This is a genomic window from uncultured Fibrobacter sp. (genome assembly GCF_937877005.1).
In the GTDB taxonomy this organism is placed as follows: domain Bacteria; phylum Fibrobacterota; class Fibrobacteria; order Fibrobacterales; family Fibrobacteraceae; genus Fibrobacter.
Window position 1 is genome coordinate 1 of record NZ_CALEFV010000045.1, and the last position, 19,964, is coordinate 19,964.

Annotated in this window: 20 protein-coding genes; 9 read left to right on the forward strand and 11 right to left on the reverse strand. The window is 48.8% G+C overall.

Annotated elements, in window-relative coordinates:
* Nucleotides 1–59: 59 nt before the first annotated feature.
* Together Q0628_RS02360 and Q0628_RS02365 are read right to left on the reverse strand one after the other, a co-directional pair.
* The gene (locus tag Q0628_RS02360; protein ID WP_298767969.1) at nucleotides 60–725 is read right to left on the reverse strand and encodes an MmcQ/YjbR family DNA-binding protein; all 666 of its coding nucleotides are present in this window, start codon (nucleotides 723–725) and stop codon (nucleotides 60–62) included.
* A 31-nt stretch (nucleotides 726–756) separates the two neighbouring features.
* Nucleotides 757–1,260, reverse strand: coding sequence for a hypothetical protein (locus Q0628_RS02365; protein ID WP_073114417.1), 504 nt, complete (start codon nucleotides 1,258–1,260; stop codon nucleotides 757–759).
* 265 nt (nucleotides 1,261–1,525) lie between these two features.
* On the opposite strand from Q0628_RS02365, the gene Q0628_RS02370 reads away from it, so the two are divergent.
* Nucleotides 1,526–2,689 (forward strand): Bcr/CflA family efflux MFS transporter, encoded by a 1,164-nt coding sequence (locus tag Q0628_RS02370; RefSeq protein WP_298767972.1) that lies wholly within the window; start codon nucleotides 1,526–1,528, stop codon nucleotides 2,687–2,689.
* A 4-nt stretch (nucleotides 2,690–2,693) separates the two neighbouring features.
* On the opposite strand, the gene Q0628_RS02375 is transcribed toward Q0628_RS02370, so the two are convergent.
* Nucleotides 2,694–4,364, reverse strand: a complete 1,671-nt coding sequence (locus Q0628_RS02375) for a Na/Pi cotransporter family protein (protein WP_298767973.1) — start codon at nucleotides 4,362–4,364, stop codon at nucleotides 2,694–2,696.
* Nucleotides 4,365–4,479: 115 nt separating this feature from the next.
* On the opposite strand from Q0628_RS02375, the gene Q0628_RS02380 reads away from it, so the two are divergent.
* From Q0628_RS02380 to Q0628_RS02390, 3 genes are all read left to right on the forward strand, one after another.
* Nucleotides 4,480–4,929: a cyclophilin-like fold protein gene (locus Q0628_RS02380; RefSeq protein ID WP_298767974.1), complete on the forward strand. Its 450-nt coding sequence runs from the start codon at nucleotides 4,480–4,482 to the stop codon at nucleotides 4,927–4,929.
* 24 nt (nucleotides 4,930–4,953) lie between these two features.
* Nucleotides 4,954–5,832 carry a phosphatase PAP2 family protein gene (locus Q0628_RS02385; RefSeq protein WP_298767975.1) on the forward strand — a complete coding sequence of 293 codons (879 nt, stop codon included), beginning with the start codon at nucleotides 4,954–4,956 and terminating at the stop codon, nucleotides 5,830–5,832.
* 171 nt (nucleotides 5,833–6,003) lie between these two features.
* The gene (locus Q0628_RS02390; protein ID WP_366979022.1) at nucleotides 6,004–6,336 is read left to right on the forward strand and encodes a putative quinol monooxygenase; all 333 of its coding nucleotides are present in this window, start codon (nucleotides 6,004–6,006) and stop codon (nucleotides 6,334–6,336) included.
* 54 nt (nucleotides 6,337–6,390) lie between these two features.
* Here Q0628_RS02390 and Q0628_RS02395 read toward each other — a convergent pair whose 3' ends face one another.
* The 3 genes from Q0628_RS02395 to Q0628_RS02405 are packed head-to-tail and all read right to left on the reverse strand — an operon-like array spanning nucleotide 6,391 to nucleotide 11,839.
* Nucleotides 6,391–7,713: a TolC family protein gene (locus tag Q0628_RS02395; protein WP_298767977.1), complete on the reverse strand. Its 1,323-nt coding sequence runs from the start codon at nucleotides 7,711–7,713 to the stop codon at nucleotides 6,391–6,393.
* Between the two features lie 38 nt (nucleotides 7,714–7,751).
* Nucleotides 7,752–10,787 carry an efflux RND transporter permease subunit gene (locus tag Q0628_RS02400; protein WP_298767978.1) on the reverse strand — a complete coding sequence of 1,012 codons (3,036 nt, stop codon included), beginning with the start codon at nucleotides 10,785–10,787 and terminating at the stop codon, nucleotides 7,752–7,754.
* Entirely contained in the window at nucleotides 10,784–11,839 is a 1,056-nt protein-coding gene (locus tag Q0628_RS02405) for an efflux RND transporter periplasmic adaptor subunit (protein ID WP_298767979.1), read from the reverse strand. Before Q0628_RS02405 ends, Q0628_RS02400 begins: the two co-directional genes overlap by 4 nt.
* A 154-nt stretch (nucleotides 11,840–11,993) precedes the next feature.
* Here Q0628_RS02405 and Q0628_RS02410 point away from each other — a divergent pair, with 154 nt between their 5' ends.
* Nucleotides 11,994–12,887: an AraC family transcriptional regulator gene (locus Q0628_RS02410; protein ID WP_298767980.1), complete on the forward strand. Its 894-nt coding sequence runs from the start codon at nucleotides 11,994–11,996 to the stop codon at nucleotides 12,885–12,887.
* Between the two features lie 15 nt (nucleotides 12,888–12,902).
* Here the strand turns inward: Q0628_RS02410 and Q0628_RS02415 are convergent, their stop codons facing one another.
* Both Q0628_RS02415 and Q0628_RS02420 read right to left on the reverse strand, forming a co-directional pair.
* Nucleotides 12,903–13,979 carry an MBL fold metallo-hydrolase gene (locus tag Q0628_RS02415; protein ID WP_298767981.1) on the reverse strand — a complete coding sequence of 359 codons (1,077 nt, stop codon included), beginning with the start codon at nucleotides 13,977–13,979 and terminating at the stop codon, nucleotides 12,903–12,905.
* Nucleotides 13,980–14,236: 257 nt separating this feature from the next.
* Nucleotides 14,237–15,049, reverse strand: a complete 813-nt coding sequence (locus Q0628_RS02420; RefSeq protein WP_298767982.1) for a LysR family transcriptional regulator — start codon at nucleotides 15,047–15,049, stop codon at nucleotides 14,237–14,239.
* Nucleotides 15,050–15,237: 188 nt separating this feature from the next.
* Here Q0628_RS02420 and Q0628_RS02425 point away from each other — a divergent pair, with 188 nt between their 5' ends.
* The gene (locus tag Q0628_RS02425) at nucleotides 15,238–15,750 is read left to right on the forward strand and encodes a flavodoxin (RefSeq protein WP_298767983.1); all 513 of its coding nucleotides are present in this window, start codon (nucleotides 15,238–15,240) and stop codon (nucleotides 15,748–15,750) included.
* Nucleotides 15,751–15,910: 160 nt separating this feature from the next.
* Nucleotides 15,911–17,065: an ATP-binding protein gene (locus Q0628_RS02430; RefSeq protein WP_366979023.1), complete on the forward strand. Its 1,155-nt coding sequence runs from the start codon at nucleotides 15,911–15,913 to the stop codon at nucleotides 17,063–17,065.
* A gap of 58 nt (nucleotides 17,066–17,123) precedes the next feature.
* On the opposite strand, the gene Q0628_RS02435 is transcribed toward Q0628_RS02430, so the two are convergent.
* Together Q0628_RS02435 and Q0628_RS02440 are read right to left on the reverse strand one after the other, a co-directional pair.
* Complete coding sequence (locus Q0628_RS02435) at nucleotides 17,124–17,447, reverse strand: hypothetical protein (RefSeq protein WP_298767985.1); 324 nt, start codon at nucleotides 17,445–17,447, stop codon at nucleotides 17,124–17,126.
* Between the two features lie 58 nt (nucleotides 17,448–17,505).
* A complete protein-coding gene (locus tag Q0628_RS02440; RefSeq protein WP_173319863.1) occupies nucleotides 17,506–17,673 on the reverse strand; it encodes a hypothetical protein in 168 nt (55 codons plus the stop codon).
* Nucleotides 17,674–18,176: 503 nt separating this feature from the next.
* On the opposite strand from Q0628_RS02440, the gene Q0628_RS02445 reads away from it, so the two are divergent.
* Nucleotides 18,177–18,707 carry a hypothetical protein gene (locus Q0628_RS02445; RefSeq protein ID WP_298767986.1) on the forward strand — a complete coding sequence of 177 codons (531 nt, stop codon included), beginning with the start codon at nucleotides 18,177–18,179 and terminating at the stop codon, nucleotides 18,705–18,707.
* Between the two features lie 20 nt (nucleotides 18,708–18,727).
* Nucleotides 18,728–19,144: a tRNA guanosine(34) transglycosylase Tgt gene (locus tag Q0628_RS02450; protein WP_298767987.1), complete on the forward strand. Its 417-nt coding sequence runs from the start codon at nucleotides 18,728–18,730 to the stop codon at nucleotides 19,142–19,144.
* 11 nt (nucleotides 19,145–19,155) lie between these two features.
* Here the strand turns inward: Q0628_RS02450 and Q0628_RS02455 are convergent, their stop codons facing one another.
* On the reverse strand, nucleotides 19,156–19,854 hold the full coding sequence (locus tag Q0628_RS02455) for a hypothetical protein (RefSeq protein ID WP_298767988.1): 699 nt from the start codon (nucleotides 19,852–19,854) through the stop codon (nucleotides 19,156–19,158).
* Nucleotides 19,855–19,964: the final 110 nt, after the last annotated feature.

Genomic DNA, 19,964 nt, shown 5'->3' on the forward strand with positions numbered 1-19,964 from the left:
GAAGTAAAAGTGAATTCAACATTAAACAAAAAGCGGCCTGCGAATTGCGGGCCGCTTTCTCACGCCAGCGTATAGCTTTTATCCAGCAATTTCTTGATTTCGGTTAGCGGCACTGTTCCATCAAGGAGGACGGATACCCAGCTTTTCTTGTTCATGTGGTATGCGGGGAGGTAGCCGGGCTTTTTCAGGAGTCCCGGCAATTCCTTCGGGACTATCTTGAAGTTCGCTACTTCGATAATCTCGTCGCCCTTGAGGCCAACTTTTGATTTTTCGACAGTCCCCAATAGGCAATACCATTTCTTGTTTTCGTGCTTGCGGATGGCGGCGAATTGCGGAAACCGTTCCCACAGATATTCGGGCTTGTCTCCGTATTTTTGCTCCGCGTAGCCGATCAGGTCGTTTGCTGATTTCCTTTTAAAAATCTGCGTCTCGAAACATTCGCTGATGAAATTATCCGTAATAGCGGAAACTTCTTTGCGGATGCGGCCCACGAGGGCCCCCTGCACTGACAGCACCGAAAACAGTAGGTATTCTTCGCCGGAATCGTTATCGAATACCTTGACGGAAACCTTCTTGCCTCGTCCCACTCTGATTTCAAGACGGAACTGTCCGCCAAGTATTTCGCGGACGAGCGCATAGTTTGGCCCTTCCTTCGTGAACCCGAAAGGAACGAGTTTCTTGACAAGAAGTTTCTTGCCGTTGAATTGTTCTTCGATGCCTGTCACAAACGAAAAGATAGATAAAATTATTTACGGCTCAGTTGGAAATTGCGACTTCCCGGCGGGCGTCGCGGTACTTGTGCAGGCCTAGCATCACGCGGCGGGCAATCGGCTGCGCAATCAAGATTTCTACCGCGAGCGAAATGGCGAAATTACGAGGCCACTTGTAAAAGAAGTTTACCAGCGGCTCCATTGTAATTTCGCGGTTTCCGACCCAGGTGCCTACAATCGTCAAGATGATGGACATCAGGAAAACCGTGCACATGATGTTGAGTGTAATCACTGCGTGGAAGCTGTCGCCTTTCTGCGTGAGCCTTGAAGTCAGGAACGCCGCAGGCTTATATGTGACAAGCACCGTCGCGATGACGCACGGCCAGAGAATCGGCATAATCGGGAATACGTGCGCCCAGCTTTCCATGCTAAAGCCCATCTCGAAACAGGTGATGAGCGGTGCGATGATGTTCATCGAGATAATCGAAAGTGTCACGAGAAAAAGGGTGAATTCGCGTTTGCCGCGCGGGAGTTTCATGTAAAAGTCCATTTTAACCTCTTTTGTTGCGGGCCCTGCGCAATAAAAAAGGCGCAAAACCCTGATGTTTGAGTTTCACGCTGAACCATTATACGCAATGAAATTTCGTGCCCATAAATAAAAATTTTTTTTGCCTTTGTCAAGAACTTGCCAACGGAAAAATTTTTTCCTAAATTCGCTTGCGAAATCAACGTGTAGCGGTCCCGCATAAGTCCAGTTGTAAGGCTTTGCGGGCTTTTTTTATGGCGATTCTATGCAGCTTCGCCAAGAGGAATTTATGAGCGGAAAACAGAAATTCACTTTCCTTATGCTGTTGCTTGGCTTGCTTTCGGCGTTTGGCCCCTTCGTGACGGACCTTTACTTGCCGGCCCTCCCGAGCCTTGCCGACTACTTTGCGGCAAGCCCCTCGATGGCGCAACTGAGCCTCACCATGAGCATGCTCGGACTTTCGGTGGGGCAGCTCTTTGTAGGCCCGCTGAGCGACAAGTACGGCCGCAAAAAGTTGTTGCTAGTTTGTCTGTTGCTTTTTGTTTGCGGGACTGTCGCCTGCATTGTCGCGCCGAACATCGTAACCTTCAACGTGTTTCGTTTGTTGCAGGGCATGGCGGCGTCCGGCGGCATCGTGATAGCACGTTCTATTTCGGCGGATTCCTACCGTGGTCCCGTCCTCACCAAGTTCCTTGCCATGGTGAGTGCTGTGAACGGAGTCGCCCCGATTATAGCCCCCGTGCTGGGCGGTTTCTTGCTGAATTTCATGAGCTGGAAGGGGACATTCGCGGTATTGCTCCTGTATGGAGCGCTGTTGCTCTTTATGTCAGGGAAATTCCAGGAATCGCTCCCGATAAAGCGCCGCAGCAAAAAATCCGTCTTGGCAAGCTTTAGCTTATATGCAAAAGTATTCAAGAACCACACCTACGTATTGTATTTTCTGGTATGTACCTTCCCGATGATTATCTTGTTCGGGTATATCGCCTCTTCGCCCTTTATTTACCAAAAAATCTACGGCCTTTCGCCTGTGGGTTTCAGCCTCTGCTTTGCGTTGAACGCGTTGTTCACGGCGTTCGGTTGTGCGCTTTCGGGCAAGGTCGGCAACGAATACAAGGCCTTGAAAATCGCTGGCGTGGGAATGTTCGTTTTCGCAATTGCTGTTGCTGCCGCACTCATGACGCACGCTTTACTCCCGCTTCTGCAGGTCGCCTTTATGGGGCTTACGTTCATGTTCGGCATGAGTCAGCCCCCGGCAAACGCATTGGCATTGAATGCGGAACGCGCAAATGCAGGCACCGCAGCCGCGGCCATCGGGGCCTCAGGATTCCTGATGGGTGGAATCGTCTCTCCGCTGGTCGGCATGGGGGACATTGCCACAAGTGCATCAATCGTGCTTCTTGTGGGTGCTGTTTTGACGCTTGGATCGGTATTAGTAATAAGGTCTGGGCGATAATTTTTTACGCTCGGCGATCTCCCATGAGCCTTGCCATGGTAAAACAACTGTCGCCCATCTTTTCGATTTTCCGTACGATGTCGATGTAAAGGAGTTCCGCCTTGACGTTGTTCCCTTCTTCGAGTCGTTTGCGCGCCACCTTCTTGAGTGCGGTCCGTTCGTTGTCGATGCGCTCTTCCAGGTCTCGGGCCGTGGCAAACTGTTCGGCAGAAAGTTCGCCGTCCATCGTGCCCAGGTGGCTGTGCACAAGGTTCAGCAACTGCTGTACAAGCCCGATGTAGGGGAAAAGCCGTTCCCTGTCTTCGGGGAGTATAGACAAATTCTTTTCGGCCACGCGCTTGATGAACAGCGCCACGGTAAGGCACTCGTCCGAGAGGGCTTCCAGTTCCGTGACAATGGAGAGCATGGAGTTGATGTCGTTCATCTGGAATTCAAGCAGGTTCAGTTTTTGACACTTCAAGAGGTACGATGTCAGTTGTTCCTGCATCTGGTCCAGGTAGCCTTCTTCCTTTTCTAGCCAGTCGTAGTGGTTTTCGACAAATTCCTTCGGGTCTCCGGCAAGGCCGTTCTGGATGCGGGTGAACATTTCCACCGTGTTGTCGGCCATGTTCTGGATTTCCTTTCGCACCGAAACCAGCGGGATGGTCGCTGATTCGTGGGCGGCGAGATCCGGGAACGGGAAGGTGTAAACGGCAGGAATCTCTTCGGGGAAATCCTTGATGATTTTTTTCGTAAGCCTTGCCACCTGCGTCGTGAAGGGGAGGAACAGGAGTGTTCCGGTCACGTTGAAAATCGTATGGAGCATGGCGATGTGGTAGGTGATGGCAACTTCGGCACGACCCGGAGTAATAAAGTCGACGATTATGGTAAGCTGTTTCAGGAATATCAGGGCGAGTACGGCCGTGACGCTATTGAAAATCACGTGGACCAGGGCCGTGCGGCGCGCGTTGTCCTTTGAACCGAAGGCCGCCATGATGGAATCCACCGTGGAGCCGATGTTGCTCCCGATGACAAGTGCCGCAGAAAATTCCCAGGTCAAAAGACCGTTGTACGCCATGGTGATGACGATTGCCGTCATGGCGGAAGACGAATGGATGAGTGCCGTTACGGCGATGCCGATAGCGACCGCAATGGGGAAACTCCAGAATCCCAAATCCTGGACTCGCCCCAGGAAGGACATGTTTTCCGCGTTCAGCGAAACCGCTTCGGAAAGCCACCCCAGCGCAACAAACATCAGGGAAAATCCCATGACGGCATGCCCGAGGTTTTCTTTCCTGAATTTCTTGAGCACAGTCAGCAGGTAGCCGATGCCGAAAATCGGCACTGCTAGGGCGGAAATCTTGAAATCGAACCCGAACAGGGCCACAATCCAGGCGGTAATCGTGGTACCGATGTTTGCACCGAAAATGACCGCCACGGACTGTTCCAGGGTAAGCAGGCTTGCGTTCACGAAGGAGACCACCATCACCGTCGTCGCGCCCGATGACTGGACGAGCATGGTCAGGGCGCAGCCGGTAAACAGACCGAAGAATCGGTTGCGGGTCATGAAGGAGAGTGCTTTTTGCAGTTTTTCGCCGGCGGATTTCTGAATGCCGTCGCTAAGGAGTTTCATCCCGAAAAGAAGGACGCAAAGGCTTCCAAGAATATTGAAAACCATTCCGAGAATTGTAGTCATAAGCCTCGTAAAGGGGTTGTTGGACTTATTCCAAAAATAGCAATTACGATTCTTACATTAAACATATTTAATTCTTCGTTATCGAAATGCAAGCCCAATTATTTATATTGTGTATATGCGAAGCTTTGTCCTTGTAGCGTTGTTCTTTCTCGTGGCCTGCAGCGATGCCGCGAGCCATTCGTCGCAGCCTGAAGCCCAAACGGAGGCTACCGTGAAACTCAAAATCCATGTGAACGATACCGCCTTCACGGCAACGCTCGAAGAAAATTCCTCCGCCAAGGCCTTCGCCGAATTCCTTGCGCAGGGCGATATGACGCTCGACATGCACGACTACGGCAGCTTCGAGAAGGTGGCCGACTTGCCGCGCAGTTTCCCGCGTAACGACAAGCAAATCGACACCGACGCAGGCGACATCATCCTTTACCAGGGCAACTCCATCACCATCTACTACGACAAGAATTCCTGGAACTTCACGCGCCTGGCCCGTATCGACAACGTGAACAAGAAACGCCTCCAGCAGATCCTCGGCAAAGGGAACGTGAGGGCGACATTCTCGGTGGAATAAACGTATATTTCCTTCGGGAAGACGATGACGCGTTTGCTGACGAAATTCAGAACACATTTTACGCTTGTGCTGTTCACGGCATTCGCAAGTTTCGCGCATGCTGAAACGCCCACGATTGATTCGACAATTACGGATTCCGCAGCCGTCGATAGCGCTCAAAAGCTTTCTCCGCTCGATCACCTGGGCCATAACATGTTGCTGAGTGCGTTCGGCTGGCCGCTCGGGTTCCACATGCTCGGCGGAGCGCTCACGTACAAGTTCTCGATGGAAAATAACGATTTGATGGTGGCGCGTTTTGCGGCCCGTCAGGACCAGTTGGCGTACGGCATCGCGTTCACTCCCGGCATGATGATGGGGACATTTTTCCCGATTCTTGTTCCGGGGTACATGTACTTCATTAGCGACAACCGCGCGCTGAACAACACCGGCGCCGTCGCCGTGCAGGCTACCGCCGTGGCGTTCCTCTACAACAACATCCTCAAGGCGATTTCGGCACGCGAACACCCCGACGCAGAACTCAACAGCGGCGAGCGTTCCCGCGATTTCAAGTGGGGGTTCTTCAGGCGCGGAGTCTTTTACGGCTGGCCCTCGGGGCATTCCATGACCAACGCGGCCATGGCCATGAGCATCGCAAGCTACAACCGCGACAAGCCCCTCGTCGTGGCGGGCTGCGCCCTGTATGCGGGCTACATCGCGACAAGCATGGTGCTCGGCGCAAAAGGGGAGGCCCACTGGTTCTCCGACGCCGTCGCGGGCACACTGATGGGGGCCTCCATCGGCTGGTATATCGGCAGCGTGTTCTACAAGGAAAAGGTCGGCGAAAAGCAGACCCCGCCCAAGGTCACCATTGCCCCGCTCTTTTACAGCGACACCAAAGGCGCCGTGCTCAGCGTGAGAATTTAAGTTTTCACTATGCGTTACACGCATACTGAGCATGAAAATTAAGCATTTTGTGCATACTCCGAAACTATTTATATTATATGCGAAACATTTCGGAGTGGCAAAATGAAACTCAAGTTTTTAACATTGTTTTCAATCCTTGCGCTCGCTGCGAGCGTGTTTGCGGAGAGTGCCATGAGCAACATTACGGTAAACCTGCGCTATACGGGTAAGAACGGGGCGGCAAAGAAGTTCGCCGAAGAGATGGTTTCTAGCGGGACTGTGGCGAAAATCCGTGCCGAGAAGGGCAACATCCGCTACGAATATTTCCAGTCGCTGGACGATCCCGAGACCATCTTGCTGATTGACGCGTGGGAAAGCCAGGCCGCCATCGACGTGCACCATGCTTCGCCCATGATGAAGACGATTGCGAAACTCCGCGACAAGTACGACTTGAAAATGACTGTCGAACGCTACACGCCCGACAACACCATGCCCAAGGCCGACGAAAAGTTCATCAGGAAATAGTCCGATGAAATCGCCCGCGCGCTGTTTGTCGATAAGGCGTCCAGCGGGAAATAGTTACCGACCGGTTGCGGTTAGATAAGCGCAGATGGCGGTGTAGTAGCCGGTTACAGCTTCGGTGTAGCTGTCGCTTGCCTGCTGTCGCAATGTCTCGGCTTCGAGCAGGTTGCTCAGGGTTGCCGTGCCAGCGTTGTAGAATTCCCGCTGCATCCGCAAGTTTTCTTCGGCCTGGGTAACGGCATCCTTGCTGATTTCAATCTGCCTAAAGGATTCCTCGAGCGTATTCCACTTGGCATCGATATCCACCTTGATAAGGTTCTTGTTCTCGGCTTCGTCAATCGCCGCCTTTTGCGCCTTCAGGTCGTATTTTGCCGTAGAATAGCTGTTGCCCCACCAGTCCGAAATGGGGACCGTCACCGATGCAAACAAAATCCCGTTTACGGCATCGTCGTCCAGCAGATTCTGGTACAGCAGACTCGCGCCTACCGCCACGGTGGGGAGAACTTTTCCCCTTTCCATGGAACGTTCTTTTTCGGCAACCTCGCGGTTTACAGCAAGCAGCTTGCTTTCGACCCTGCGTTCCACAGCCTCGTCGGCGGATATCCTGTATTCTTCGGGTGGATTGATTTTATCGAGAGAGGTTTCGGCCAGGTCGAATTCGCTGTCGTCCAGGTTCATTTGCCGTGCCAGCATGAGCTTTGCGACCGATATCCCATTTTCTACCTTGAGGCGATTGCTTTCGATTTTTTTCTTTTCGAGGTCCACACGGAGCAGGTCGTTTTTGACGGCGACTCCCGCCTCTACAGCAACTTGTACATCGGCCCGGATGGCATCTACCTGTTTTTCGGCCTCGGCGATGGTCTTCATCTTTTCCTTGAGCGAAACGATAAGCCAGTAGTAGGTTTCCGTGTTCTTGCGGACTTCGGTTTCTGCAAGGTGTTCCTGTAACTTGGCTGCCTTTGTGCCGATTTTTGCCAGCTGGTTCCCGTTGTGGATTTGCCCGCCTGCAAATATGGGCTGGATCAAAGTCAGGTGCCCGACAATTCCCTTATCCAACATTCCCATGCTATAGGTAGTCGGAATCCCTGCAAGCATGGTAGGGTCAAGTCCCATTTGCATCATGGTCGGTGCAAATTGTTGCCCGATGCCTTCAACTTCGGCGGACACGTCTATCTCTTTTTTTACTAGGTAATCATTTGCCATGAACGCGAAACCGCCTGCAAAGACCTTCGGAAAATATGCCGGAAAGGCGCTGCCTTCGGTTTCTTCTGCCATCTGGCGGTTCACCTTGGCGCTCTTGAGGGTCGCGTTGTTTTCGCGCGCAATACGCAAACAGTCCTCGAGTGTATAAATGTCAGCCGCCAGCAAAGTAGAATGCAAGCCTAAAATAAAAGTCGCTATTTTAATATGCAATTTATTCATGAAACCTTCCAGTAGAGAACCGGTAATACCGTGAGAATAAGACACATGGTAATGAGTGTTCCAAAACAAATTACCACGCCCATCGGCATCCATAGGGAACTCCCGCTCATAATCATCGGAATCACTCCCACCGAAGCTGCAGCCGAAGTCAAGAATATTGGACGCATACGCCTAAGTGCCGAGTTAAAAATTGCCGTCTGAGCGTCGCAATGTTCTTCGTGCTTGAGTTCTTCGGCATAGTCAATCATGATAATGCCGTTACGTACCATAATTCCAAGCAAACTCACAATGCCCAAAACGCATGTCACGCTAAAATCAAGATTCGCGATAGCCATGGACATTCCCGTACCAAATGCACAAAGCGAAAGTGAACCAACAAGCAAAACAGCTGTTGAAACTTTCTTGAAATGCCATAGCAGAATAAAGAAGATGATGATTACCGCAGCCGCCAACGAAGTGATAATACGCGGCATCTGTATATTCACAATCTCTCCCTCTCCTCCGATTTCAACGCCGACATTTTCTGTCTTGGCAATTTCACGAACTTTCTGCAAATAATCCCTTGCCGCACTATTTGCACTTTTACCGTATGCAAGTTCTGCTGAAACCGTCACCACCGGAAACCCGTTACGACGCGTCCGTTCTCCGTCGTAGAAAGCGGGCTCTAAATCTGCAATTTGTCGCAGCGGGACATTTCCAAGCCCTCCAAATGTTGAAACCTTCTCGTTTGCCAGTGTTGCAACATCGGCACTACCGGCATTTGTCCCCTTCAACACCACGGGAATATTGCGGTCGCCCTCCCATAGGCTCGCTACAGGAATGCCGCCGCTGTATCGTGCAGAAAGGAGCGACTGCGCAATCATCTGGTTTATGCCCAGTTTCGATGCTTCCTCTTTCAACTTGACTTCGACACTATTCAGTGGTTCCTTGAGGCTAGTGCGCACCATGTAGAAATCTGGAATGGAGCGCAGATAGTCTGCAATCTTATTGGCGGCGCGCTTAATCTCTACTTCAGATTCTCCCGTCAGGCGATACTCAATCGGCGACATCGCATCGCTATAGCTCAACTGCTTAAAGCGCACATAAGCATCGGTAAAATGTTCCGCATAAGCTTGAGCATATTGCTCAATGATTTCATCCGTCGCCTTGACACCCGTCGTATTCACGATAAACTGTGCAAAGTTCGTCCCACCGAATTGCGGAGCGTATGTCAAGTGGAATCGCGGCGAAGACATTCCCATGAAACAGGTTATGGACTTGATTCTCGTGTCGTGTTCGAGTATTCGCTTCATGCTGTCGGCTACCGCAGAAGTTCTTTCAATGGATGTCCCTGTAGGCAAGAATATCTCGACAGAGAATTGATTTCGTTGTGCAATCGGCAGTAACCGAATGGGGCGCTCCCAAATGGCGACAGCTCCGACAACAACGCACACGATGGCAATTACAACAATCGTTTTCGGGAATTTGAAACAGACCTTAAGAACCTTTTTGTAAACGGCATTGGATACCGATTCAAAATTAAACTTGCACTGTTTACGCTTATGCGGTTTTAAGAAAGCGAACTGCAAGTATGGCACCACCAAAACGGCCACCCCAAGAGACACCATCAGGACTATCGTCATCGCCCACGGGAAAGATTGCAGGAATTCGTTGAACATTCCCTTCATAAAGATTAGGAACGGAAAAAACGTAATGCTAATCGCAAGTGTCGCCGAAAAGATGGACTTGAAAAAATGCGAAGCGCTATTTGCCGCAGCACGCCAACGGGGTACTCCTTCGGCAATCTTTTCCTGATAATCGTCCAGAATCACGATAGAATTATCGACAATCATTCCGAGTGTCAAAATCAAAACCGCAAGCGTCACCGTATTCAGTTCAATGCCGAATCCGTAGAAAATTCCAAGAGCGATAAAGATGCTCACGGGAATTGTTCCCGCTGCCACCAAGGCCACGCGGAAAGGCTGCAACAACATCACTACAATTACCACCGAAATAATGGCTATCAGCAATTCCTTGAGAAAGTCCCGAATACTCACGGCAACGACTTCCGTCTGGTCTGTCACACGCCTCATCTTGACTTCTTCGGGTAATTCATTTTCAAAATCGCGCAGCACCGATTCAATTTCCTTACCCATTTTCACGATGTTGTAATCGGAACGCATCTCAATACTCAACACAACGCACTTGTGACCGTTCTGCTCTATGTACGAATCCGGCTTCGGGTATTCACGCACTACATCGGCTACATCCTCAAGCCGTACAACGCCACCATCGGGCGAACTAAATACAATCGTTTCCTGAATGTCACGAATATTTTCTATCCCGCTTTTCACATAAATCGGGCGGTTAACCTTACCATCCTTGATATATCCCGAGACATTGACAAGTCCTTGCCCGGCAAGCATCATCATCGTAGATTTATAGCCAAGGCCGTACTGCGAAAGTTTCTCGTTATCTAGGTAAATGGAGATTTGTTCTTTTTGTTCACCAAAACGACTGATTCGACCGACGCTTTCAAGTGTACGCAATTTGTCCGTTAAGCGGTCGAGATATTCAGACATCTCGCGATAGGTTTTATTTTCACTTTCAAGCGTCAAAAGAATCGCCGATGCATCGCCAAAATCGTCCATGACCAAAACGGCAATGACCCCGGCAGGTAAGCTATTCTTAAAAACTTGTACACCGTGCTTGAACTTGCTCCAGAAGGCATCCTTGTCATGGACATTGTCATCAAGAGTCACCTGGACAATTGCAAGTCCGTCTCGCGTCGTAGATGTCGTCTTTTTCTTGTCAACTTCGGCGTAAGTAAAAATAAAGTCTTCGAGCGGCTTGGTGGCGCGATTCTCGACCTCATCCACATTCGCTCCCGGGTACGCCGCAACCACGATGCCCTGACGCACCGTGAAACTCGGAAATTCGTTCTTTCGGACTTGTTCTAGACCATACGCGCCGAATGCAACGAGAATGGCGCAAATCAGGAATACGATTGCGCGATAACGCATTGCGGTTTCAAAAAAGGAACGCTTTTTCATTTTGAGACAATCTCCACGCGAGTACCCCGTCCCACCTTTTGTATCCCGCTTACGATAACGGTATCGCCGGGCTCTATTCCCTGCACCAGGACATCATTTCCGGAAACATCGACGCTCAGTTGAACTTTGACATCGCGGCGATCCGCATGCCCGCCGGAAACAACCCACACAAATTTCCGGTTCCTTTCGTCAAGCATCACTGCCGCTGTCGGAAGAACAACACCCGACAAGGAATCACGCCTTTCAAGACTAATCTCGGCCAGCATTCCCGGTAAAAGTTCTCCGCTCTTGTTTATGATTTCCGCCTCAATTTCGTAATTGCGCGAAAGCGGATTGGCTGAAATACCCTTGTTCGATATTTTCCCGTCAAAAACCTTGTTCCCTAACGCACCCACTTGGATTCGAACCTTGTCTCCTACGCGGATGGAACCGATTTCTTTCTCGGGAACGAACGCGCGTGCCTTAACTTTTGCTATATCGACAATCTTGAATACAGGGACGCCAGGGAGCACGTTCTGCCCGACTTCTAGCGACTTGCCCGAGACTACTCCCATCGCAGGAGCATGGAGCTTGCAATCGTCAAGCGCCTTCTGCGCAAGTTTTTCCGATGCGATTGCCTGCTTATATTTGCTTTCCACTTCCATCCACTGGATTTCGGAAATGCTCTTGTTCTGGTAAAGTTTTTCCATGCGACGGTGCGCATCTTCGGCCTGGTTTTTCAAAGCCGATACGATTTCTAGCGCATTCTTCGCAGAAGTTTCGTCGAGCGTCGCCACCAAATCGCCCTTATCTACCTTCTTGCCTTCGGTAACATTTACCGACTTTACCATCCCCGGCGAAGAAAAACTCACGACCGTCGCCGCAATCTCTGCGATAGAACCCGCATAGCGATGCGAGAGTCCCGCATTCGTAACTTGAGCAACAATAGTTTCTACTTTGACTTTTTTCGCCCCCTTGTCCGCAACATTCTTGTTGTGCGTGGCAATCGCTTCGTTTTCACAAGCGCAGAAAATCAATGACAAAATCGGCAATATAAATAGTTTCGTATTCATACTCCAAAATTATCTATCATGCAAAGGTTTTTTTAGGTCGAAAATTCGTCACAATCGGATATATTTACCATAAATTTCATTATTTTTGACAAATTTACCACAAAAAAAGAAATTTCTACCATTTAAAAATTTCATTATTATTTATTTTATAGACATGAACAGGCATCTCAAAAAAGCAAGCGATATCAAAACAGCAGATCTTTCCCTACTGGAAATTTTGAAACAGGTAAACCTGGTTCCAGGAAAGATTGGCGTATTCGATAACATCGACGAATTGGATCTGTCGGGCTATTTTGACCTGCAAGGAATCATTCTGATACTGATAGAAAAAGGCTCCTGCCTGCTCGAAGTCAACATGACCACATACGAATTGGAAAAGGGGGGCGTTTTCGTCGCTTTTCCTGGTCAAATCATCCATAAGCTTCAAATAAGCAAAGACTTCAAGCCACTATGCATCGCCTGTTCCATCGACATGATGAACGACTTGGCATCGCAAGTCAAGGACAGCCTGCAACTTATTCAAATGATAAAGCAATCACCCTACCAGCAAAAAGAAAAAGAAGAATTCGAACAGCTAAAGAAGTCTTTCAAGCACCTACAAGAAAAAATCGAAATAACCAAAAAAAATCAGCACCGCTACCAAATCATCAAGAACCTTGTATTGTCCATCGCCTTTGAGTGCTTTGATTTCTTAATCGGGAAGTGCCTCGTGCATCAGGGAGGCAATCGCAAGAAATCCCTATTCAACGCCTTTTTGCGAAATGTCGAAGAGCGTCACCGTAAGGAACACAGCGTCAAGTATTATGCCGACGAGCTTTTTGTAACCCCGAAATACCTTTCGACGGTGATAGACGAGATGAGCGGCAAGGGCGCAAAACAATGGATAGACGAATACATCGCCCTCGATGCCAAGGTCCTTTTGCAGTCCACTCAGATGGATATCCAGGAAATTTCGGATGAACTGAATTTCCCCGACGTGAGCTTTTTCGGCAAGTTCTTCAAGCGTATGACAGGCATGTCACCCAAGGCTTTTAGGATGAAGAGCTAGCAAAGATCATTTTTTTTACCTGAATAGCGGAACAATTTCGCCGTGTTTTGGGACATAGAATGCCGTGTCGGGAATGCCCAGTTCTTTTCTGGCTCTTGCGAGATCCTTCGGCGGGTCTTCGAGCCTGTCGTAAACAAAACCGAAGGTTCCCCAGTGCATGGCAAGGCTCAACTTTGATTTGGTTAGCAGATGTAACTGTGCTGCTTGCCGTGGGCTTGCGTGTACGCGGGTGTAGCGGCTGGGCTTGTAGCTGCCTATGGGAAGGAAACTCACATCGATGGGGGCGAATCTTTCTGCGATTTTCTTGTAGTATGACCCGTCACCCATGGCAAGGTCGCCCCCGAACCACATTTTTGTTGTATGCAGGGAATCTCCCGTCGGGCGTTCCAGAATCCACCCGCCCCATAGTGTTGATTTTGCGCTAGAGGCGAATATTCCGCGACGGCTCGTATGGTGCGCCGGTACGAACGTGGGTTTCAGGGGGCCCGCTACAGCCGATTCCCACCAATCCAGCTCTATTATATTTTTTGAGGGTATTCCCCAACTTTCAAGAATTGCTGCCACCTTCAATGGAACGGCGAATTTCACATTGTTCCATCGATTGAATATTTTCACGATGCTTGTGCGGTCCAAATGGTCGTAATGGTCGTGGCTTACGATTACCAGATTTACATTGGGCAGGCTATCTAGAGACCTGCCGGGAGGGGTTCCTCGTTTAGGTCCAACAAGTTGAATGGGTGAGGAGTATGTACTGAACATCGGGTCGGTCAAAATTCCGTAACCGCGCCACAGTATATAGTAGGTACTGTGTCCAATCCATGCGGCCGAACTTGCCGTTGAATCTTGCCAGAGTTCTTCGTTACCGCGGACTATCGGTAACCTGTACATACGCGTACGAAACTTGGGGACAAGCGAGTCTGCTTCCATGGTATCGCGAATGGGCGGGCAGCTGTCGTCCGTATTCTCGAAATGTCCGTTAGGCAGGTGGTGCCGTGGCAGGGGCGCTGTATTATGGGAAATTTCGACCGAAGAACAGGCGAAAAGTACCAGTACAGGGAATGCTGCAAATAAGGCTTTAAGCGGGAAGCGCATTTTACCAACATACAATTTTGAACACGAAAAATCAAGAAGCGTATGTATGCTTTATCCCTTGGTTTTGTTGCTCTGTCAGAAAGTTGCGAATATGCCCTTTTTAAATGATGGGGTAATTCTTAAAGTTGCGCCGTCACGCGCCCGACACAACCATTATTCCCAAAGACAGCCTGTTTGGTACCCACGTAAACCCGCTTATAGTCGGGACCGAAGTGCTCGGGCTCAACGCCTTTTCGTGGTACCTGAATTTCCACCTGCTAGGGAGTTGACGCCAGAGTCACCTTGAAAAATTCCACGTTCATTTCGCGGTCGGCGAGCGGCACAATTTTGCGGTCCTTGGGAATTTCGTAATCGAACTTGTGGTCCGAAACGAAGGTCAACAGCGAAGACTGTTCGATGAGCTTTGAAATGCCCTTCACGCTGTCGTGCTTGATGAAGGTGACATCGGGAATCTTCTTGCGCTTGACCTGCTCCCAGAACCCTACGTTGCTGCGCTGGATGATGGTCTCGCCCTTGAGTTCACGGAGCCGGATGGACTTGCGCTTGGCAAGTGGGTGCTTTTGGGGGAGCGCAATCGAGAGCCGCTCCTGCATGTATTTTTCGGCACGGTATTTCTTTGCGCGTGGGGCCTTGAGCGTGATGCCGATATCCGCCGAGCCCTCGTTCAAAGCCTTCAGCACGCCCGCCTCGTTGTCGATAATCTCGTAAGTGACTTGCGCACCGGGGTATTTCTCCTGCAGTTCCTGCACCATCCGCATGGCGGGGAGAATGGCGACCGACGCGATGGAGAACGTGCGCGTACCCGCCCCTTGCGGGCTCACCTTTTCCATCATCTCGCCTTGCAAGTCCATGATGCGCTTTGCGTATTCGGCGACCGTGCGTCCCTTCTCGTTCAGCTCGATGCGGTTCTTTTTGCGCTCGAAAAGTGGAGCGCCGATTTCGTCTTCCAGTTTTTTGAACGCGCGGCTCACCGCCGGTTGCGAAGTGTAGAGCTTGTCCGCAACGGCAGAAAGGGTCCCGTATTCCAGGAACCCGGCCAGCAATCGCAAAATGTAGGTCTCGACAAACATAAAAAGCCCCTTTTGGGGGAGAATATAATAAATCCGCTATGCGTCAAGTGAATAGTGGGCATAAAAATTTCGCATTACGCGGCAGTCCTGAATTTACTTATATTATAGGCAACCGGTTCAAGAAAAAAAAGGCGGATCCCATGAAAAAAATCACCTTGATTCTTTTATCACTTCTTCTAGGAGTCTCTATGGCAGCAGAAAAGAAAATCCTCGTCGTTTACTATTCCCGCGCCGACGAAAACTATTCCGTCGGGAACATTTCCAAGGGCAATACCGAAATCATTGCCGAGATGATTGCAAAAAAGACGGGCGGCACGCTCCTGCATGTGGAGCCCGCAAAGGAATACCCCAAGGGCTACGACGACTGCATCAACGTGGCCAAGAAGGAACTTGCACAGGACGCACGCCCGGCCATCAAGCCGGTGAACGTGAACCCCGAAGAATTCGACGAAATCTACGTCGGCTATCCGGTGTGGTGGGGCGAAATGCCCATGCCCATGTTCACCTTCTTCGAGAAGTATAACCTGAAGGGCAAGACGATTCACCCGTTCGTGACCCACGAAGGCAGCGGCCTCTCGGGTGTGCTGCGCCTCAAGAAGGTGACCGGCGCGAACGTGACTCCCGGCCTTGCCATCTACGGACACGTGGCCCAGAACGAACGCGACAAGGCCCAAAAAGAAGTGGACAAGTGGGTGAAGTAGGCTGATTGCACTGAATTCTGTAAAAGAAAACTCACGGATCCGAGTGGATTCGGGAGTTTTATGCATTCCCCCTAAAAAGTGGGGAGGGGGGGGGCTTTACAATTTTAAAATTGTATTTTATATTTGTAAGAAAAAGTGGCGAATTGAGGGTGGTGTGCGTATGATTCCACGCGAGTTACAAGAGATTATTAAAAAGAGGGCAAGCCAATTTCCTTTTGTCGCGGTGACGGGGCCGAGGCAATCGGGTAAATCGACCCTTTTGCGAAACATATTCAAAGATTACGATTACGTGTCTTTGGAAGATCTTGACGAACGGGACCTTGCGGAACGGGATCCGCGGGCGTTCATCCGGATGCATCCGGACAAGGTTATCCTGGACGAGGCTCAACGCGTTCCGGGACTGTTTTCGTACTTGCAGACCCACACCGACGAAGTCGGACGGACTGGAATGTATATCTTGAGCGGTTCGCAAAATTTTTTGCTGATGGAAAAATTGGGACAAAGCCTTGCCGGTCGAGTTGCCCTGCTCGATTTACTGCCCTTTTCTCATTCGGAACTAAAGGCGGCCGGGATGCTCCCGCCTTCACTGGACGAGGAAATTTTTACCGGCGGTTACCCCCGTATTTTTGATAAGGAAATTCCACCTACAGATTTTTACCCGAGTTACCTGCGCACTTATGTGGAACGCGATTTGCGTACACTCAAGAATGTGGGAAACTTGAATTTATTCGTAAAATTCTTGAAGTTGTGTGCCGGAAGAATTGGGCAACTGTTAAACGAGTCTTCGCTTGCAAACGAGTGCGGCGTTTCTACACCAACGATAAATTCATGGCTTTCGGTGCTAGAGGCCAGTTTCATACTTTATCGCTTAAGACCTGATTTCCGTAACTTCAACAAGCGGGTTGTAAAGACGCCCAAGCTTTATTTCTACGACACCGGTCTTGCGTGTTCGCTACTTGAAATTGATAGTGCGAGCCAATTAAAATCGCACTTTGCCCGGGGGAGTCTTTTCGAGAATCTGGTCATCAATGAATTTATGAAAAGTTCATTAAATCAGGGTAAAGAACCAAGGCTTTCTTTTTGGAGAGATAATGTCGGACATGAAGTGGACTTGATTCAGGACCTGGGTGGAAAACCCTACGCTTACGAAATCAAGTCGGCGGAAACATTCAACTGGGAGTTCCTCGACAACCTGAATTTTTGGGGAAAAATTTCTGGATATCCCCACGAGCAAAAGGCCGTTCTTTATGCGGGGGCAAAGGAAATGTCGCTGACAGAAGCAAACGTCATCCCTTGGAATAAACTAACTTTTTGACAAGGCCCAGAAAGAAGTCGACAAGTGGGTGAAGTAGTTGAAGTAGGTGGCTTGCGCCTTACTTAGGATTGCTGGTCCTTTTCTTTAATTCAATCAAGTCGAAATACATCAGGCGACTGTTTAAAGGCTTCTCTGTTGCGAGTCCTCGGAATTCGCGTTCCTGTTCTTCGGTGCTGAACAAGAATTTGAACTCATTGTTTTGATAGAACTTGAGGTTCCGTTCCTTGTTGTAGGAATCAACTAGCAGAAAACGGCAACCGGTCTTGTTGAGCGGGTCGACGAACCAAGCCTTTATAAAACTGAGAACGTCGCTCCCCAAATGCTTGCTTTGGAAATTTAGGCTAATTCCAAGTCGTTGTTCCCGCACTTGAATGATTTGCATAGGGCGGCCTTGCCTTGAGTATAGAACCCAAAGCGGCACTTCTGTTGGAGAAAATTCATTACTTAAATTCTCTAAAATCGGCCTTGGAGAGGATGTCTCTGGCTTGTTCAATTTGCTTGGAGAAATCGATGGATCCGCGACGCTTTTCGCTTTCTTCCATCATGAGGTCAAACCTGTCCGACGCTTCGCCGGTCAGTATCGGTACCGATGCGATTGCTAGTGCCATGATGACCTCCATTGTTGAATTGAACTATAGTCAATATACATTTTTCCTCGTGCTGGTGCAAGTGGTGAAACTTGAGTCAATTGGCTTATTTGAGGAAAATGAAGCCTTTTGACCATGCAAGAGCAAAAATATATTTTTAGAGTGTCATAAAATGACAAAATGGAAGAATTTTGCATGCCGCCTTGTTATTTTTTAGGGGTAAATCATTACGACGGTTTTTTATGAAGAATTCATTTGCCAAAAGTTTTGTGGTCTGTGCCCTTACTGGGGTGCTCGGTGTTGCATTTATTGCTTGCGGGGACGACTCCAGCACCTCTCCCGGCAATTTGTCTTAAGAAGCGGGTGCGCTCAAGTCCAAAAGTGGTTGGTTGCCAGATGACGCTCCTTTTGTAAATTTTTGGTGCGCTTGACTCGAATTTAAATTACATTTGAATTGGAAATATAGAGAGTTTTTGCTCTTGTTCTCTAGATGAAATCGGGAAAATTATTTAACTTAACCGGTAATGAATATGGTCGTTCATGAACCCACTATTAAAAAAAACTACAAATCCAATTCATTTGAGATGACTATTGATTCTTTATTTCGATTTTCTATTTGGATGTTTGCGACAATTTTGCTTGTAAGTTGTGCAACAAGTGAAAAAAAATCGGTAGATACTGTTCGCGCTTGTGAGCCTTGCTATATAAAAGGCAAAAGGCGTCATATAGCGGTTCCATGTATGTTAGATTCTCTTGTTTATAAAGAAATATTAGAGACTTTTGATGAAAAAGGACCTCTTGGCACTCCTGTTGATAACGGAGATTATGTTTATAACAATGTATGGTGGATTACGAAAGTATCTTTCGGAGAAATAAAGGAAAAAGATGTAATAGATTCAGGTTATTGCAAATCTAATAACAGCTATGCAGATAGTTTGAGTTTTATAATAGAGGTTGAAAATATGCCGGGAGAATCCTTGATGGGAGAAATTTTGGCTTATCACTACAATTATAGGACTAAAGAGAAAACAGGTATAGTTTATGGTATAAAATAAGAAAATCCATAAACTGAATATTGAAAACACCCCCCCCCCCCACACTTCAATGCCGGGGGGTAGGCACGCCCTGGAACCTGCCGGAACTCATCAAACGCGGGGTCGACATGTTCGACTGCATTCTGCCCGCCAAGAACGCACAGGACGGCCTCGTGTATACCAGCAGGGGAGTGCTCCGTTACAAGAATGCTAAGTTTGCCGATGACAACCGCCCGCTAGACCCGGAATGCGACTGCCATTGCTGCCGGAACTACACTCGCGCCTACGTGCGCCACCTGTTCAAGACCAAGGAACCCCTCGGCTGGACGCTATCGACGTTGCATAACCTGCATTTCTACCTGCACTTGATGCAACAGGCCCGCGACCACATCGAAGCCGGCGATTTCGAGGACTGGTCAGATAAAATAATCCCGCAACTCCAGCAAGAAGCGGAATAAAATCATTAGTTTTACAATATCCGGTAACCGGTTTGCAGGAACAATTTTGAGTTCCAGTCTCGGTCAAAATTTTTCTCGAATCGAACTCCGGCATCAATAAAGAGCTTGTCATAGCGGGTTACGCCTTTACATTGGGGGTAATCGCAAGCAGACTCAGTTTTCTTCAAGATGAATTCTAAGCGAAGTCCCAAATCGTCTTGAAATGTAATACTTTTCTTGTGCCAGCCCTTTGTGATTATCTCGGTCACAAACCGATGCTTGTTTACGATGCCTAGCCACCTTTGGGGTAATACCGGGAAATAAAGAGAACTGTGCCAAGCATAATTAACTCCCATAAAAAGTGTGTATCCGATGTCTAATAAAATTGGAGACCCGCCTGCAAAGCCTATACTAAAGGGCACAGCGCTAATAAAGCACCATAACGCTTCGTCAGAAACTCTTTGAATCCGGCCAACTGTTGAAATTTGGAAATGAAGGAAATCCATTCCTATTTCCATGTCGTAGAAGTCAAAAGGGAAAAATGAAATTGTGATCAGGTTCAGGTCGATGGTCGGTGCATTACCATTCAATCCTTGGGCATAGCCTATAAAGAATACGTCTGCTGTAGAAGAATTATGCTTTCCGTAAAAACTGTTTACGCGATACCCATCAGTCTCGCCAAAAACAACTGTAAAAAGAAATAATAAACAAATTAGGACAAATTTTCTCATTTATATTTAATATAAAAAATCCCGGGCAACAAAGTCCGGGATAATTTCTTTGATACTGCTCCTTCGAACCTAACTCAACTAAGGCAACAAGTTGCCAAGTTTCGTATATC